Below are 16,946 nucleotides of genomic sequence, written 5' to 3' on the forward strand. Positions count from 1 at the left end.
TAATATATGGACTATAGTAAGTTAAAACTGGTAGTTACAGATATGGATGGAACACTGCTTCATTCAGATTATACACTCAATCAAGAGTTCTTTACAATATATGAAAAACTGAAAAAGTTGGATATAAAATTTGTAGTAGCAAGTGGAAGACAATATGAAAGTCTCTTAGGGGTTTTTGAAAAAATTAAGAATGAAATATATTTTATTGCTGAAAATGGAGGAAACGTAGTACATAGAGGAAGGCAGTTATTTATCCATGAATTGGATCAAAATGTTATCCATGAAGTAGCCCAACTGATACGTCTCTTACCCGATACTCAGATGCTTTTATGCGGTATAAAAAGTGCATATATTGAAGAAGGATTTTCGAAATTTGAAAAACAAATAGCTCCCTATTATCCTAAAAGAAAAATTATTCCGAGCTTTCAGGAGCCTATTGATGATCAAATTGTTAAAATGGCGATATACAACAGTGTAGGTTCGGAAGAAAATATTTTACCTTATGTGAAACACCTTAGCGAAAATTACCAAGTAGTTGTATCAGGTAAATTTTGGTTGGATATTTCTGTTAAAAATGCCGATAAAGGATTTGCTTTAAAAGAAGTTCAAGAAATATTAAACATATCTAAAGCAGAAACTATGGCTTTTGGAGATTTTTTAAATGATATAGGAATGATGCAGGAAAGTTATTTTAGTTATGCAATGAGAAATGCACATCCTAAATTACAAGAAATTTCCAAATTTAAAACAGATTCCAATGATGAAGATGGGGTTTTAAATATTTTAAAGGAAGTAATAGCACAAAGGGAAAGATAATACATGTAAGCCTAAATCTCTAATTGTTACGAATATTTGGAAATAGGATCGTTATTTAAGAATAATTCTGAAAAGAAATTATGAATAAGAAAACAGTTGAATATACCGGTCGAATTCAATGGCTGTTTTATTAGTAACTCTGTAAATTATCAATTTTTAATAATACATATTAATTTTTTAAATAATTAAATAAAATGAAAAGAAAAATACTTACCTTATTACTGGTTATTTCTTTTATAGCGAAAGCAAATGTAGTAACCGGTACCCATTGTACAGTTTTATCCGAAAAGATTGAAAAAGAACCAACGTTGGAATCCGTTTTAAATCATTATTACGTTGCTGTGGCCGGCAGTAAAGAAAAATTACAACAAATAACCACTTTGATTTCTGAGGGCAAAATAACATTTGCTCAGTTGCCGGAACCTGCTGACTTAGAAATTAAATATAAAGCACCTAATAAATTTGTATCTAAAATATCAATCATGGGTCAAACCATTATTAAAGGTTTTGACGGGAAAAAATTATTTTCAAATTTACCTGCAACCGGTGAAAAAGATGAATTAAATGAAATGAAAGTTAAGAAAGGGATTTTTTCAGAATTGTATATTACCAAAGATAATGCGGTGTTAGACGGTAAGAAAAATTTAGACGGTAAAGAAGTTTATAAAATCACGGTTACAGAAGGAACCATTAAAACTATTCTTTATTTCGATGTTGAAACGGGATTTAAAGTAAAAGAAGAAACTATTAAAGAAAATGAAGTTGTATCAAAAGAATATTCAGATTACAAAGATTTTGAAGGATATAAGTTCTCCACCAAAATAAAAACCAAAGTACCCGGTCAAACAGCGGTTCAAACGATAACCAGCTATAAAATAAATCCTAAACTAGACGATTCCCAATTTAAACTATAAATATAAAAGAAGAAAAGGCCTTAAAAAGGCCTTTTTTATTATATTGTATCAATTCAATCATTGGATTGGTGTTTATATTGGGAGGGCATTACAATTTCATTTCCATCGCGTTCTGCATAAAAATGAGGCGATAAAATTTCAATTCCTTCTTCATGAAAACGATCCATAATATTTTTATGAAGATTTGAATAAACTTTAGGCATAGCCAAATCCCGATCCGTATAGGCGTTAATCTGATAACAGCAATAGAAATCTTCCAATTCTTTCACCAATACAAATGGAGCAGGATTTTTTAACACTCCTTCTGCATTAGTAGCCGCTTCAATAAGTAAATCTTCTACTTGTTTGCGGGGAATATCATAACCCACCGTAATATCTGAATATATAATAATCCCGTAATTTCTTGCCGAAGCGCTATAATTAACTGTTTGAGAAGAAAGAATAAAAGAATTAGGAATAGTAATCAATTCATTTTTTGAAGTTCTAACTCTCGTTACAAAAGGTGTTTTTTCTACGACATTACCAATCGTATCATTCAGCTTAATCTGATCTCCGATTTTAAATGCACGCATATAAGTAATAACCAATCCGGACATTAAGTTTCCTATTACGGTAGTAGATCCTAATGATATAATAAGACCGATAAATACGGAAATCCCTTGAAAGGCGGGAGAATTAGAATTAGGAAGTAAAGGCCAAATCATAATAAACATAAAAGAATAAAGTAAAAATCGAAGTATGTTGAATGTTGAATGCGCCCAATCCGGATAGAAACCTTTGATTTTAATTCTTTCTTCAGCTATTTCTCCTGAAAAATACTTTAATATTTTTATTATGTATTTGAAAATTAAGTATATAAAAATTATCTTAACTAAATTGGGAATATAATGTATAATGGTATTACCCATGTCTTTAGCAAGATTTCCCATAAAAGTAAACATGTGATATACATATTTTTCTGTTTCAGGGAAAATCGAAAATATGATAAAAATAGATATAATTAATTGGACAATGATAAATGAGTATTTGGTAACTTTTGTAATAGAAACTAATAAAACTTCCTGTCGATCATTCGTAAGAAATTTATTTGCTTTGAATTTCTCATTAATTATTTTCTTGAGGCGACTTTTAATTTTTATAAATAATTTTTGGGTAAAGTATATGGCAATTATTTGAGCAATAATGACTAAAAATAAAATTAAAAATGACTTAATTTTTTGTTGAAGACCATATTTGGAGTGTAATTCAGATATTTTTTTGGAAATAATTGCTGTATATTTTTTGGCAAGATCTTGACGAGTGGTATTTTGCCATAAACCATCTTGATCCGATAAAGTAATTATAACCTTGTCTCCGGACATAATATCTGTAACGTATTCGGTTTCAAACATGTATATGGAATCGGGCTTAAGCTTTAGTTTTTTTCCTTCTGCTATTATAACTTCCTTTACCTTACTTGCCCGGTCTGCGGGCATAACGCCGCCTCTCCGAGCATATAAATTGAATAAAGTGTCATTATCAATTACAACAGGATACCCTTTGGTGATCGCCCGTAATGAATCAATTTGTTTTTTTTGTAATGCTTTTTTTAGGGAATCAGTTTTTCCCATATTTTTCTTTTCATTCAGAAGGGCAATCTGGCTTAATTTTAATTCCTGAACTTGCATTTTAAGTTCTTGAATCTTAAGCGAATCTTTTTTTTCTTTGGATAAAAGGGAATCTTCGTGTATGTTATTCTTTTCATTAATATGTTGAGCATATATACCTATCGCTGTAAATAAATATAGGATAACAAAATATATTTTTCGGTTAGTTTTTCTCATGAGGTGGTTTTTATTGGCTTGGTGTACGTAATTAATTTTTAAATGATTTATGATAAATTTAAAGAAATTGATCTACTAAAGATTACTATTCAAGAACTATAATTTTAATACAATATAATAGTTTTTTTCAAATTTGTTATATAATATAAATAGTAATTAATGGAATAAATATTTTATTTTAAAGCAAATAAACTAATAATATTTCAAAATAAAAAATAAATATTTAAGACAGATTATGATATATTTAGCTGAATAAGATACAGTTATAATAAAAAAAGATTTATAAGTAGGAGAGGTGGATAAGATTAGCTTAAATTTTCATTTAACAACTCTGCTAAATCTTTAACATAGATTTGAGATTTTTTATTTTTTGATTGAAGACCGTCTGTAAGCATCGTATTGCAAAAAGGACATCCCGTTGCTATTATATCGGGATTAAGTAGTAAAGCCTCTTCTGTTCGCTCAACATTGATATCTTTGATACCGGGTTCCGGTTCTTTAAACATTTGTGCTCCACCTGCACCGCAACATAAACCGTTTTGTTTACATCTTTTCATCTCTAACAAATTAACTTCCAATTGGGCCAACAATTCACGAGGAGCTTCATACACATCATTAGCTCTTCCCAAATAACAGGGATCATGGAAAGTTATCTTTTTTCCTTTATAAATTCCTCCCTTAACTTTTATTCTTCCTTCATTTAAAAGAGAAACTAAAAACTGTGTATGATGTAAAACTTCATATGTTCCTCCTAATTGAGGATATTCATTTTTTAGAGTATTAAAACAATGAGGACAAGCGGTAACAATTTTTTTTATTTCATATGAATTCAAAACTTCAATATTCATCAAGGCCTGCATTTGAAATAGAAATTCATTTCCGGCTCTTTTGGCCGGATCTCCGGTACAACCTTCTTCCTGCCCTAAAATAGCAAATTCAATATTGGCCTTTTGAAGTAAAGAAGCAAATGATTTTGTTATTTTTTTGGCTCGATCATCAAAACTTCCGGCACATCCCACCCAAAAAAGTATTTCAGGGGATTTTCCTTCTGCCTTAAATTCTGCCATAGTTTTAATAGGTCGATCCATATTTTACGTTTATTTACAAAAATAAATTAAAATTATTCTTTAGTCCAATTGGCTCTATCATTTTGACTGAATTGCCAAGGGGCATTATTATTTTCAATATTGCTCATCATAGAATTTAATTCGCTAGGAGCAGCAGTTTTCTCCATTACTAAATATCTGCGCAAATCAATTAGTATGGAAAGAGGGTTTATCAATAATGGACAAGCCTCCACACAAGCATTACAAGTTGTACAAGCCCAAATCTCTTCAGGAGTAATATAGTTACCTAAAAGTTGTTTGCCATCATCTAAAAAATTCCCGTTTTTGTCAATATTTCTACCGATTTCCTCGATACGATCACGAACATCCATCATGATTTTTCTTGGAGATAATTTTTTTCCGGTTAAGTTTGCCGGACAACTTGATGTACACCTTCCACACTCAGTGCAGGTATATGCATTCAATAATTGGATCCAAGATAAATCAGTAGCGTCACTGACTCCGAATTTTTCAGGTACTGATTCTTCCGTTGATGCTTGATAAGGATCAGCATTGGGATCTAATAATAATTTTACTTCTTTAGTTACAGTGTCCAAATCATTAAGTTGACCTTGATTGTGAAGGTTAGCAAAATAAGTATTTGGAAAAGCAAATAGGATATGTAAGTGTTTGGAAAAATATAAGTAATTTAAAAAAAAGAGAACTCCGATGTAGTGAAACCACCAGGCTGATTTTTGCATTATATACAAACTTTCAACTGAAAAGGTCGAAAATACATTATTAAATATGAAATTGCTTACAGGAAAAAATCCGCAAGAATATAAAATACCTTTTTTTTGAAGAGTAAAATCGGCAGCATTCATAATGAGCAAAGAAAGCATCATTAAGAACTCAATAATCAAAATAAGATTTCCGTCCATATGCGGCCAACCCAGCAAATCTTTGGAATTAAGCCTTGGAACTTTGAGTATATTTCTCCGTATAAAAAATAGGGTTACCGCAATTAAAACAGAAAATGATAGAATATCTACCGTTCCGGTTGTCAAATTATAAAGAGGAGAGGGAAGAATTTTTCCGAAATACCGATGGGTTCCCCATATACCATCAACAAATATTTCAATTAATTCTATATTTATGATGACAAATCCTATATATACAACAAGATGTAAAATTCCGGCAACTGGACGGGCTATCATTTTCCCTTGTCCAACGGCAATACGTAAAACTAATTTCCATCTTTTGGAGGGATTATCCGAACGGTTTTCTGCTTTACCTAATAATATATTTCTTTTTATTTTAAGGATATTACGAACAAACAATCCAATTCCTGCAAATGCAAGAAGTAAGAATATGATGCTCTGTATGTAATCCATAAATAGTGTATTAGTGGATATTCAACCCTTATAACATACTATAATTATTTGGCTGTTCCTTCTTGTTTACTCTTTTTTCCGCCACCTCCGAAAATTGAAAAGTGAACATATCTTTTTGGATTGGTTTTTAAATCATCCAATAAAACGCTTAAATTTTTAGAAGCTTGAGTTAAGTTAGTATATAAACCGGGATCATTCATTAATTTGCCCATTGAGCCTTCTCCCGAATTTATTTTACCGGATATTTCGTTAAGATTATTTAATGTAGATTCTAATTTTTTAACGGCAACATCTAAATCTGCTTTATTGATCTTATCAGCCATCATTCCATATTTTTCAACCGTAGTATTGGTTGTTACCATCATTTTATTGGCATTATCAATAGCTAAATTAATTTTTGAAGAATTATTAGCCAGTAATTGGTTAGCCCCTTTACCTAATTTATTGAATTCTGCTATAGCTTGATTTAAATTTGCTAAAGAAGATTCTATATTTTGTCGATTTTTTTCATTAAGAAGTTTATTAGTTGAAGCTAGAGTAGAATCCAGTCTTAATAAAACTTTATTGGCATTATCACTAATTGGTTTTATCTTTTCTTCGGCTAAATCCATTAAGCCCGGCAATAAACTTCCTTTCAAAGTATCCCCAGTTTTTGCTATTTCTGCTTGATCTTCAGCCAGAACCAAGTTAATTTCTGCACCGTTCATAAAGCTGGTAACTATTTGAGCTACAGAATTTTTAGAAAATTGATAATCTTTATCAACATTTATTGCTACAATAAAGCTTATATTTTTTGTTTTGGTAGGTACAGGAATGATAGATTCCACCATTCCGACTTTTAAGCCGTTTATATTTACATTTTTGGATTTAGATAAGCCTTCTACTTTATTATATTTTACATAATAGGTGTTTTGATTTGTAAAAACGTTTTGCGCTTTTAAAAATTTAAACAACCACCAAAAGGCTAATAAAGTTACAATTACTATTATACCCGCTATAAATTCCTTTCTTGCTTTCACTTTTAAATTTTGAATAACTTTTCGACAAATATAAACAATTAATAAAAATTCTATTCTTTTTTTTAAGTTGAAGATGCATAAATCAGATATAAATAGAAGTTTTGAAACCTTTTTAGCCTTAGCATTACTAAATTAGTAATTTTTTAATAGGTTGAGTTCTAATGGTATAAATAATTAGAGATTAAAAATAGTTTAAAAAATGAAAAAAAAGTTTGCAGATAAGAAAAATCAATTCTATATTTGCAAACCAATTTACAAGAAAGACGTTAATTGAAGCGCGAAAATAGCTCAGCTGGTAGAGCACGACCTTGCCAAGGTCGGGGTCGCGGGTTCGAGTCCCGTTTTTCGCTCAGGTTTGATAATTAAAATACTAAAAATACTAATGCCCCGGTGGTGGAATTGGTAGACACGCAGGACTTAAAATCCTGTGGCCATTAGGCTGTACGGGTTCAAGTCCCGTCTGGGGTACTCAAATACCGTTAATCATTTTGAAATTCAAAAGATTAGCGGTTTTTTATTTTTAATATTCCCCATATATCCCTCGAAATAGTTTAATATTATCAGTTTCTAAATTAATCATTTATATTTTCAGCAATAGAAAAAAGTTTTTCTTCTCCATTTACAGTATGTATTTTGTATTCCATATTAGAAACAATAAGGCTAATTTAGGATAAATTTCATTTTGTTTTTGTAATTTTATCTATAATTTCAATAAACAAAATCTCTTCTTTGGATACATGCCTTTTATCAAAATGTAATTTTGTATTAGTTTGGATATAGCTTTTAAAAAATATTGAAAACTTTCTACTGAATGAGATATAATAAAAGGACTGAAATAAGAATAGAACTTTTTTATATTTAGTAAAAATCTGATATTTTAAATTATCCATAATCTTTAAACCTAAAAATGTTAAAAGATTAGTAATAAGCTAAAATAAAAAAAGAAATAAGCATTTAAAAAGGCTTTAAATGGTCTAAGGGTTTAATCTAAGGTTTTTTTATAATCCTGAATTTAAAGAAGATAAACTAAAAAAAATATTACCTTGTTGTAAATTTTTTCAATAGTTCTTTTTTACCTCTTATATTTAATTTTTTATAAATATTTGACATATGAGCTGAAAAAGTTTTTTCTGAAATATGCAATTGTTCGCTTAAGTCTACATATTTTATATCAGGATTTTCAACGACAATTGTAAAAATTTCTTTTTCTCTAGGGGTTAAATTCAGAATTTTACCATTAGAAGATAAATCTTTATCATATAAATAATAAGAAATCATTAAAAATAAAAATCCAAAAGTGTATAAACTCTGTTCTACATCCTGATTGTCTCCTAATATGAACATAACAATAGGTAATGAATATATACTGAATAACCCTATTATTCCTGAAATAATTCTAAATCTACTTTTTTTATCATAAGTAACTTTCCATTTTTTTAATTCCTGATGACTGGTATTGAAGAAAATTATTGTAATAATAATTAGTGGAATTATCAAAAATATTTTCCTGGATAAAACAAGATTATTTGTAATATTATAGGGAAGTATAAAAAGAAGTATTAAACTAAGACTTGAAACTATTAGTATAAAATAGAAATTTATAAACTCAATGACTTTAATATCATATTCAGTGTATATATAATAAAAATAATATATTGTTGTGCTTAATCCTATAACATATGCCAATATATTCTGGGAAAGGATATTTATTTTCAAATTATTATCTGGCAGAAGTCCTGATGATAAATTATTTAATAGGATACATACTGATAGTATAAAAAATTTTATATGATATTTCTTATATTTTCTTTTAGTAATGTTTAGTAATACAGGAAATAAATTAATAAAAGCGATACATATATAAATGAATGTACAAAAATGAATTTCAGTTCCGAACATTGTTAATATCTATATATAAAAAAATAAAAATCAAATCCAAAATCTTCTTTATTCACACAATATATTTCAAACCCATTTTTTTCATAAAATTTAATATTTTTTACTGTTGATGTCTCTAATACAATAGCTTCTTTTTTTCCTTTATAATATTCTATAAGCTCTTGTAGAAAATCAGTACCTTTCCCTTTTCCCTGCTGTAAAACATCAACCCCCAGAAACCATAGTTGAATAAAATCAATGTTTTTAGGCAGTGTTTCATGAGTAATCTTTTCTTTTTTCACTACTTTATAGGCATTTTTTAATCCACTCACACAACAGGCAAATTTAATATCCCGTATAAGGGTTCCTAATGTAGTTTTCTTTTTTTTATGATCTATGAGTATTGCACAGGCGGTTTCTTTTTCATTTAAAAATATATCCCCAAATTTTTTACCCATATATATAGAATAATCCATCAAACTTGAAATATATTTTTCATTTTTTTGTTTTAAAACAAAATTTACAGAATTATTATTTACAAAAGCTTTTGTTAGTATGTGGTTAATTTTAGTATAATTTTCACTTACTGCTTTTTTCATAAATCAAATTTTATAAATGATTAGAATAATATAAGAGGCTAATTTAAGATAAATTTTATTTTATTTGAATTTTATTTTATTAATAAGTTTATTATTGGGATTTAGTAAAACTCTAAGGAAGTTAATATTTCTAAAGTTGTGAGTATAAAGATATCTGTGACTCTCTTTCTATTTTGACTTTATGGATAAAACTGTGTTTTAAAATTCAATGATGAATGGATTAAAACCAACCATCCCACATTATCTAATAATTGAATATAGGCTTCATTTCTTGCACTATAAATAAACTTTGTTATTTGATAGGTATAGTCTAAGGGTCCAGCTCTTACTTTGATAGCTTCTTTGTAATTGTATTTAGCTAGTCCTTTAAAAATACTTTTTTGTCTGCTTCATTGTAGTTAGATCGTTGAAAAAATAAATAAATTTTTTCCTTTAGCCAATCTGTGTCAATATTTTTCTCTTCAGTATTATCTTTATTAAAAACATTAAGAATATAGGTTTTTAAATTTTGCAGCTTAGAATAATTTTTAAATAATTATATAGTTAGTTAGTATTTTTGAACTGGAAAGTATAATAAAAAAAATTATATTTGATTTCTTAATTTAAGGAAATAAAGTGGATAATTGAGCTCATGTGTTTCATGGAAAACGGTAAATCCTAAATTTTTATAAAATTTTATATTTTCGGGAATGGTTGTTTCCACATAAATTAAATCTCCTTTATATCTTTTAAGGGTTTCATTGATTAATTTACTTCCTATCCCTTTGCCTTGAAATTTGGGTCGAACTCCCATTAACCATAAATGCTTAAAAGGTTCTTTAGGATGATACTTTTTTAAAAGATTTTCCCTTTTCAGGGTTTTAAAAGTATTCTCAATGCCTATACATTTAAAAAGAAGTTTAATTTCCCAATTAATCTTTTGTAAACTGGAATATATTTTATCAACATATAATACACAACCATTTTTGTCATCACTAATAAAAACTTCTCCATATTTCATTGACATTTTAAATTGATAATCCATTAGAGCCATTAATCTTTCATGCCTCTTATGGTCTTTTTTTATCGTGAAGTTAATTGAATTTGGAATAAGTACATTAAAGAAAGCACTATGTAATATTTCAAGAGCTATATCTTTTTCTTGTTTTGTTACTTTTATCATTCTATTATAATAGCATAAAATTAATATTTAATGAAAACTAATTATTACTTATAAACATGATAGCTAATTTAAGATAAAAACTAAAATTAACTCAAATTTTCATTTAAGTTTATTTTAGTTTTAACAAATTTTATTAATATATATTTTCATAAAAATATAAGAAATAGTAAGCTAAAAATCTCATGTTTCAACTTGTATGGGTGGATAAAACAATGATTTTCAACAAAATGAAGGATAAAATGTTGGCTTTATTTTTAAAATAATAAATTTTAACATAATATTTATTTAATATAAATAATTTAAATTTTATACTTATTGGTACTTAATATTTTTTCTGCTTATTTTTTAAGAGATAAAAAATAATATAAGATTTGTATTGTGAATAATTTATCTATTATGTGATAATTATTTTAATTATGGAATTTCGGTAACAGCCAAAGGTTAAATTTCTTACATTTGATGTAATAAATTCGTTATCAGGGTTTATTAACACTAAAATTCTATAATGATTTACTTATTCAATGAGTAAATAAATTTCAAATGCCAAAAAAATACATTTTTGGCATTTATTTTTTTAATGAATAATTGTATAGTTGCTTTTTTAAAATTAACGTAGCATATCAATAAATTGTCAAATTGTATATTTTATATATCTTTCTCTTCATAGATAAAAAACTCAAAACATATTATAAATTAGATATAAATTTAAAACGAGTTATAAATATCACGAGGAGAACGTTAATTCTCCTCGTGATTTATAATATAAAAATAAAATACTTAAAATAGATTAAATCAGTTAAATTTTAATAAATCTTTTAACTGCAATTAATTTATTGTTACTGTCATAAATGAAAATCAAATAAATTCCTTTATTCCAAGAATTATTGGTTTCAATAATAGCCTTGTAAGTATGATCCGGGAAAGTTTGGTAAAATTCAGATTTACCAAAAAGAGAGACAATATGATACCACTTAAAAGGAATATTAGATTCAAGGGTAAGGTTATATAATACAGGATTAGGATATAATTTAATGCTAGCATTAGCAGGATATACCATCCATTTTTCAGAATGATTATCCCTACCTTTGTTGCCGTTAGTATCCGTAACTTTAGACAGGTCTATAACTAATGAATAGTTACCATCCATATAATTATATTGTTTTAAGCCTTGAACAGTAAAAATAGTTTTATCTTCACTATAGGATATAGTTACATTATCTAAAAGTATTGTTTCAGAATTACCTTTTCTAAGATAAATGGCCTCCTTAGTAAAATTCACCGGCATATTAAATTGAATAGTTACTTTATCCACAGGCTTTCCGTCATTAAGAATACCTGAAACGTTAATTACATTAATTTTGGGAGATTGAGTCCAACTGGCTTCTTTTCCTGTTGTCCCTTTATTTCCGTTAGCATCTTCAATATTATTGGTTAATACACGGAATCTGTAATACCCAAACTTCATAGTTTTAGATCCAATATACACGCGATAGTTTCTTTCATCGATTTTATTTATTGTAATGCTTGAGTCGATTAAATTTTTACCACCCTGGCAAGACAAATAAAGATCTTTGTAAGTAAAAGTTGCAGGATTAATAGGAGTATTGAATTTAACATCTACATAATTCAAGCTTTCAAAGATAGTTTTTTCAGGAACATGAGTAATAGCCTCTACCCTCACCGCATTATTTTTATTGATTTCCCAATAAACGGTGTAGATAGCACTATGTATAGATTCAAATTTATCGATAACATGTAACTTATTTTCATAAACAGGATCCGCATTATCATGTAGTGTACATTGGGTTAACCAGAAGTTATCCAACGGAATAATCACACCATCATTACGAACTATCTTAGTAATCAAATATTTACCGTTCCAAGGATCATTGATTAAACCATAATTCCATCCTTCTTTGGAAGGGGTAATTTCAATTTGAGATACAATAGAATCGGGATTTTTATCTATAATTACTATATTTTTTGTACGGAACACAGGCTTAGTTCCACCGCTAGATAAAAATAACGAGTCAGGGAAATCTCTAATATCTTTACTATCATTAACTAAGAAGTCATTAATACCATCATCCTGATTTCCATATACTCGGACACTTTTGATCAGTTCATGAATTTTAATACCACCTACTAAGCTAAGGTCCGGATTACCAAAACTATTAGAATGAGAAATTTTTGCTTCGAAATCTATAAAATGACCTAAAAGGGAGCTGGTAAACCACCATTGTCCAACCGCAGTTTTACCACCTTCTATAGTTCCGAAATCGATATTGGTAATTCCCAATTGACGTTTTTTACCGTTTAAGTTGGAACCAATAATATCAAAATCAATAGCTAATCCTTTTTGATTATCAACAATTTGTGGTTGAGCTGAACTAACATGTACATTTTTAGCCGTTCCCATTCCTTTATTGTGAATAATAAGACCCAATTCAGCCGGGATGATAGGTTCAATGTCTTCAGTTAACGGATCATCCCCGAAAATGTTTCTCTGCATAAAATAATCTAGATAAATTTCAGGACTAGGATGGACATCCAAAATAGATGGGAACAATTTAACCGTAGTTACTTCATCAGTCAAAGGATTGGTATACGAAAGAGTACCGCCAAAAGAATATGATTTCTTTTTATTAGGAGCTGCCTTCTTGGTAGGAATAAATAAAATGGAGGCAAAACCTTTTTTGCCCGGGTCTAAAGATCCGGTACCATCAATGGCTGATAAATCTGTAAGTGATTTAATATTAATTTGGAAAAGGTCATTAGCTAAGTTGCCTTGATCATCTCTAATTTCTATATCAAGCTTAATATTAGTAATCTCTTTTTGTTGGCTACCATTAGTTAGAGTAAAATTCCCTTCAAAAGCTTCTCTTGTCATAACCATTTTTTGCTTAATGTCTAATGAAACTTTAGCACAAACGGAATTTTGTTTGCGAGTAAAATATTCTTTAGCTTCTTTAAGCCTGTCTGCATATAATTCATCTATAGAATCATATCCTCTGGAACTTACATATTCTTTTATAGAAATCATAGTTTTCAAATATTCATTAAGTTTAGTTTTATTTACTATGTCAGGATAATTATCATTAGGAGTATAAACTCCATTATCCCAAGCTTGAAGAGTTAAATTCCATCGAGTAAAAAAGTAATCCATGGTAGAAGAGCTTATATCAGAATTAGCAAAAAGGCTTTTGATATTGGCAATATCTTGAGGTGTAAAAGGTTTATTGTCACCTAAGTGAGCAGCAGTTGCATTTGCGAATTGTAAAAAAGAAGAGGAATTCATAATTGAATTACCATAATATTCAGCATAATAACTATTTACAGTGTTTATAAAATTAAGTATAGCTTCCATATCATTAATCTGAATCTTGTCTGAGCCAGATTTTTGAAACTTATTTATAATATCTTCTAACGCACAATTAAAAAAGTCATATAAAGCTACAACACAGCTTATACCTATACCAAATTTACTCGGTTTTTTTTCTAAGAAACCTATCAGGCAAAGTATTATATTTTTAGTATTTACTCCTGAAGTTATAAAACTATAGGCGCAGCCTATATATGGAGGAAGTGGGTTACAACTTATAATTGCTCCACCAGCTTCAATAAGGCATGGAGGTAAAGGGGTACAGCCACCCGATATAACAATAGGAATAAACCCACCACTTCCAGTACTCACGCTTCCATTGGATAAATCCAAATGCCCCGAAGAATTATTGTTATTGCAACCTGGGTTAATATGAGATATCTTGTAAGAAGATTTTTTAACTGTAGTGTTACCGCACTTGTATTCATAAAAAACTTTAACATAACTTATGCAGCCATTATTTTTGTTAACCTTATCATCGTTTTTATCCTTATTACTATTATTATTATCTGAATTATTGTTATTATCATTGGAACCATTGTTGTTATTGTTGTCTTCACCATTTCCATTGGAACCATTGTTGTTATTGTTGTCTTCACCATTTCCATTGGAACCATTGTTGTTATTGTTGTCTTCACTATTTCCATTGGAACTATTATTATTTGAATTATTCATACTCATTACTACCGGTATTTGTATAGCCGTTAAAGCAGGAATGTTTACTTTATTAACTAAAGGGGTAAATACGTAATTATTATATGAATCAAATTGAATTTTAGCATTTTCTGCCGCGATAAGTCCTTTATTGGTTAAAGTAACCATAAAGCTGTACGTATTACCCGGTTTAAGATCCGGTAAGGGTTTAGGGAATTCCATAATAACCACCGGTTGAGGAACATTGGTTTCATAATCAACTTTTAAATCGATATCATATTCATCTTCAATTTCTGTTGGAGTTACCTCCCAGGTATATGAAACCCCCATGTAAGAAATAAACACCCGTTGATTATTGAGTTTACCGGCGTTTATTAAAATATTATTTTTATAACTTTCATGCTTATCAGCAGAAACAGAAACGGTATAATACCCTTCCGGAATACTATCCAATTTATACAATCCATTTTGGTCGGTTAATCCTTCGCTCAACACCTTACCGGAAAATGGATGTGAAATAACCACTTTAGCATTTTTAACATGAGGTTTACTTGGTGTATTATAAGAATATTCGTCAACCACATCCACCCATAAAGATCCAACATTTTCAGAAACAAGCTCAATGTCAAAAGGAATTAATATTGAATTGGCTTTTTCGGTATTTACGGCTATAGAGCCTTTGAATGGTGAATTCAAAGGAAGATCCGGCCTACCTGTGAGCTCAATAGTAAAGGTAGCAGTTTGTCCCGGCGGTAAATTATCAATTGAAGCAGTGGCCGGACTTAAAATTCTGAACCAATCCTCAGAAGGTAAAGAAAGAGAGATTTTGCCCGTATTTTCTTTTCCGGAATTAAAAAGAGTATATTCAACCAAACGTTTTTTACCTTTAGTTACAGTAATATCTTTAGGAAACTTTTTCACCTCCAAATAAGCTTTACCTGTAGTAGCGGTAAATTTAGCGGAGAATTCAGCCAAATTACCTTCCTCTGCTTTAATGTCGAAGGCTGCAGACTCGTAATTATCAGTCAATGTAACCTTTTTAGCGTTAAGCTTGTATTTTAAAAAAGCTGATTTACCCGGTTCTAAAACGGTCAATGGTTCAAAAGAAATAGAATAACTATCGGAATTAACTATAGGATGGACAGTAACAGTATGTAAAGTAAGATGGGTTTTATTTTTAACTTCAATAGATCCTTCTACAGTATTGTTTACTATACCTTTAAATATAATATCGCTGTCGATAATGTCTATACCAAGAATAGTAAAATCAGTCTGCGATGCAGAATTAGAGATATCAGGATGAGAAGCTCCCACTTGATAAAAACCGAATTCTTCATCAAAAGGGGTGAAAGTGTAGGTAAACTCACCTTTGGTATTAGTTTTAGCAAAAAACTCCCTTTTTGTACCTGCAGTAACTAAATTAATTTTAATATTTTTATCAATGGCAGGGCTTTTATCAGCCAACCGGGCTTTACCATTAAAAATTATTTTTTCCCCTCTGGAATAAATGGATTTATCTAAGGGGTTTATGCTCACTTTATATTCAGGTGATAAATGTATTTTTCCTGCAAAGCTTGAGTAATCTTCCAATGGGATATCCGCTGAGTCCTTAGGAATGATCACAGCAAGTAAGAAAAAATTACCTAATTTATCAGGGAAAGATATTGAGGTAGTAAAAGAGATTTTATCCTTAGCAGGTATAGTTTCAGAGATAGAATGTTTAGCAAGTAAATAATCGTTATCATCCCAACGATCATCTTCAGATAAAAAATAAGCTACTTCACCATTATTATTAGCTTCGGATTTACCCTTATTTTCAAGAGTAGTGGAAACTAAAAAAGGGGTATTAACAGGGAAATCTGAATCGGGTAAATTTAAAGAAATAAATAAATTAGCTTCTTTAAATTGAAAATCTTTCCATTGATCGGCTTTTGCGTATAGTTGACGAGAAGAATTAGGAACTTGTAACAAACAGTTATTTTTATCAACCCCATAAAATACATTTTTACCCAAAGAAGGCGGAATTGTATTGTTACTGGTAATAGAAATTAATTGTTTAGCTCCATTAAAAGCCTCTGTATCAATTTTTTTAAGCGAGGCAGGTAAAGTTATATCTTTTATTAAAGAATTATAAAAAGCCTCTTTACTAATAGCTTTTAAATTTTTAGGAAGACTAACAGATCCATTAAAGTTAGCAAAAGACCTGTAAGGTAATGATTCCAGATGATCTGGAAGGATCACTTTTTCCTTAATACCATA

Annotated in this window: 10 protein-coding genes and 2 tRNA genes; 4 read left to right on the forward strand and 8 right to left on the reverse strand. The window is 29.2% G+C overall.

What is annotated here, in order from left to right; translation table 11 throughout:
- The first annotated feature begins 6 nt into the window (after positions 1-6).
- Both GFV01_RS07480 and GFV01_RS07485 read left to right on the forward strand, forming a co-directional pair.
- On the forward strand, positions 7-816 hold the full coding sequence (locus GFV01_RS07480) for an HAD family hydrolase (RefSeq protein ID WP_160566016.1): 810 nt from the start codon (positions 7-9) through the stop codon (positions 814-816).
- 194 nt (positions 817-1,010) lie between these two features.
- Positions 1,011-1,730 carry a hypothetical protein gene (locus tag GFV01_RS07485; RefSeq protein WP_160566019.1) on the forward strand — a complete coding sequence of 240 codons (720 nt, stop codon included), beginning with the start codon at positions 1,011-1,013 and terminating at the stop codon, positions 1,728-1,730.
- 53 nt (positions 1,731-1,783) lie between these two features.
- On the opposite strand, the gene GFV01_RS07490 is transcribed toward GFV01_RS07485, so the two are convergent.
- From GFV01_RS07490 to GFV01_RS07505, 4 genes are all read right to left on the reverse strand, one after another.
- Complete coding sequence (locus GFV01_RS07490) at positions 1,784-3,553, reverse strand: mechanosensitive ion channel family protein (RefSeq protein ID WP_160566022.1); 1,770 nt, start codon at positions 3,551-3,553, stop codon at positions 1,784-1,786.
- Between the two features lie 305 nt (positions 3,554-3,858).
- Positions 3,859-4,641 (reverse strand): (Fe-S)-binding protein, encoded by a 783-nt coding sequence (locus GFV01_RS07495; protein WP_160566025.1) that lies wholly within the window; start codon positions 4,639-4,641, stop codon positions 3,859-3,861.
- Positions 4,642-4,673: 32 nt separating this feature from the next.
- On the reverse strand, positions 4,674-5,993 hold the full coding sequence (locus tag GFV01_RS07500; protein WP_160566028.1) for a (Fe-S)-binding protein: 1,320 nt from the start codon (positions 5,991-5,993) through the stop codon (positions 4,674-4,676).
- Between the two features lie 44 nt (positions 5,994-6,037).
- Positions 6,038-7,012, reverse strand: a complete 975-nt coding sequence (locus GFV01_RS07505; protein WP_160566031.1) for an MlaD family protein — start codon at positions 7,010-7,012, stop codon at positions 6,038-6,040.
- Positions 7,013-7,289: 277 nt separating this feature from the next.
- Between GFV01_RS07505 and GFV01_RS07510 the strand changes: the two genes are divergently transcribed.
- Positions 7,290-7,362: transfer RNA gene (locus GFV01_RS07510), tRNA-Gly, on the forward strand.
- A 34-nt stretch (positions 7,363-7,396) separates the two neighbouring features.
- Positions 7,397-7,480: transfer RNA gene (locus tag GFV01_RS07515), tRNA-Leu, on the forward strand.
- 570 nt (positions 7,481-8,050) lie between these two features.
- On the opposite strand, the gene GFV01_RS07520 is transcribed toward GFV01_RS07515, so the two are convergent.
- From GFV01_RS07520 to GFV01_RS07535, 4 genes are all read right to left on the reverse strand, one after another.
- Positions 8,051-8,509 (reverse strand): helix-turn-helix transcriptional regulator, encoded by a 459-nt coding sequence (locus tag GFV01_RS07520; RefSeq protein ID WP_160566034.1) that lies wholly within the window; start codon positions 8,507-8,509, stop codon positions 8,051-8,053.
- 404 nt (positions 8,510-8,913) lie between these two features.
- Positions 8,914-9,489, reverse strand: coding sequence for a GNAT family N-acetyltransferase (locus GFV01_RS07525; RefSeq protein WP_160566037.1), 576 nt, complete (start codon positions 9,487-9,489; stop codon positions 8,914-8,916).
- A 583-nt stretch (positions 9,490-10,072) separates the two neighbouring features.
- Entirely contained in the window at positions 10,073-10,651 is a 579-nt protein-coding gene (locus GFV01_RS07530) for a GNAT family N-acetyltransferase (protein WP_160566040.1), read from the reverse strand.
- Positions 10,652-11,447: 796 nt separating this feature from the next.
- Positions 11,448-16,928 (reverse strand): leucine-rich repeat protein, encoded by a 5,481-nt coding sequence (locus tag GFV01_RS07535; protein WP_370513738.1) that lies wholly within the window; start codon positions 16,926-16,928, stop codon positions 11,448-11,450.
- Positions 16,929-16,946: the final 18 nt, after the last annotated feature.

The sequence above is a fragment of the Apibacter sp. B2912 genome, assembly GCF_009827835.1.
GTDB lineage: Bacteria > Bacteroidota > Bacteroidia > Flavobacteriales > Weeksellaceae > Apibacter.

Bases quoted from the DNA above. Each gene is read 5' to 3' on its own strand.
- GFV01_RS07500 (WP_160566028.1), bottom strand. From the start codon at position 5,993: ATGGATTACATACAGAGCATCATATTCTTACTTCTTGCATTTGCAGGA.
- GFV01_RS07525 (WP_160566037.1), bottom strand. From the start codon at position 9,489: ATGAAAAAAGCAGTAAGTGAAAATTATACTAAAATTAACCACATACTA.
- GFV01_RS07480 (WP_160566016.1), top strand. From the start codon at position 7: ATGGACTATAGTAAGTTAAAACTGGTAGTTACAGATATGGATGGAACA.
- GFV01_RS07530 (WP_160566040.1), bottom strand. From the start codon at position 10,651: ATGATAAAAGTAACAAAACAAGAAAAAGATATAGCTCTTGAAATATTA.
- GFV01_RS07485 (WP_160566019.1), top strand. From the start codon at position 1,011: ATGAAAAGAAAAATACTTACCTTATTACTGGTTATTTCTTTTATAGCG.
- GFV01_RS07490 (WP_160566022.1), bottom strand. From the start codon at position 3,553: ATGAGAAAAACTAACCGAAAAATATATTTTGTTATCCTATATTTATTT.
- GFV01_RS07495 (WP_160566025.1), bottom strand. From the start codon at position 4,641: ATGGATCGACCTATTAAAACTATGGCAGAATTTAAGGCAGAAGGAAAA.